This window comes from Salipiger sp. HF18 (assembly GCF_011806505.1).
In the GTDB taxonomy this organism is placed as follows: domain Bacteria; phylum Pseudomonadota; class Alphaproteobacteria; order Rhodobacterales; family Rhodobacteraceae; genus Salipiger; species Salipiger thiooxidans.
In genome coordinates this window covers 1-827 of the sequence record NZ_JAATOS010000898.1, presented here as the reverse complement: position 1 = coordinate 827, position 827 = coordinate 1, and the positions used below count along the sequence as shown (strand labels likewise).

Below are 827 nucleotides of genomic sequence, written 5' to 3'. Positions count from 1 at the left end.
TCCCACGCCGGCCGAGAGGAGAGGCACATGAAGTTCCGTTTCCCCATTGTCATCATCGACGAGGATTTCCGCTCCGAAAACACCTCGGGGCTGGGCATTCGTGCGCTGGCCGAGGCCATAGAGAAAGAAGGCTTCGAGGTGCTGGGCGTCACCAGCTACGGCGACCTGTCGCAATTCGCGCAGCAGCAGAGCCGTGCCAGCGCCTTTGTCCTCTCGATCGACGACGAGGAGTTCACCCCCGGCCCCGATCTTGATCCGGCAGTGCTGAGCCTGCGCACCTTCATCGAGGAAGTGCGCTGGAAGAACGCCGACGTGCCGATCTACGTCTACGGCGAGACCAAGACCTCGCGGCACCTGCCCAACGACATCCTGCGCGAGCTGCACGGCTTCATCCACATGTTCGAGGATACACCCGAGTTCGTCGCCCGCCACATCATCCGCGAGGCCAAGGGGTATCTCGAGGGCATCCAGCCGCCGTTCTTCAAGGAGCTGCTGGATTACGCCGAGGACGGGTCGTACTCGTGGCACTGTCCCGGCCACTCCGGCGGCGTGGCGTTCCTGAAATCGCCGATCGGGCAGATGTACCACCAGTTCTACGGCGAGAACATGCTGCGCGCCGACGTCTGCAACGCGGTCGAGGAACTGGGCCAGCTGCTCGACCACAACGGCGCCATTGGCGCCTCCGAGCGCAACGCCGCGCGGATCTTCAACGCCGATCACTGCTTCTTCGTGACCAACGGCACCTCGACCTCGAACAAGATGGTCTGGCACCACACCGTGGCGCCCGGCGACGTGGTGGTCGTGGACCGCAACTGCCACAAGTCGAT

1 protein-coding gene is annotated in these 827 nt (G+C 63.6%); it reads left to right on the top strand.

Annotation, left to right across the window (positions count from 1 at the left end; genetic code table 11):
* Nucleotides 1-27 precede the first annotated feature (27 nt).
* Nucleotides 28-827: Orn/Lys/Arg decarboxylase N-terminal domain-containing protein (locus HC022_RS27835; RefSeq protein ID WP_303049121.1), on the top strand; the 800-nt coding region annotated here is incomplete at its 3' end.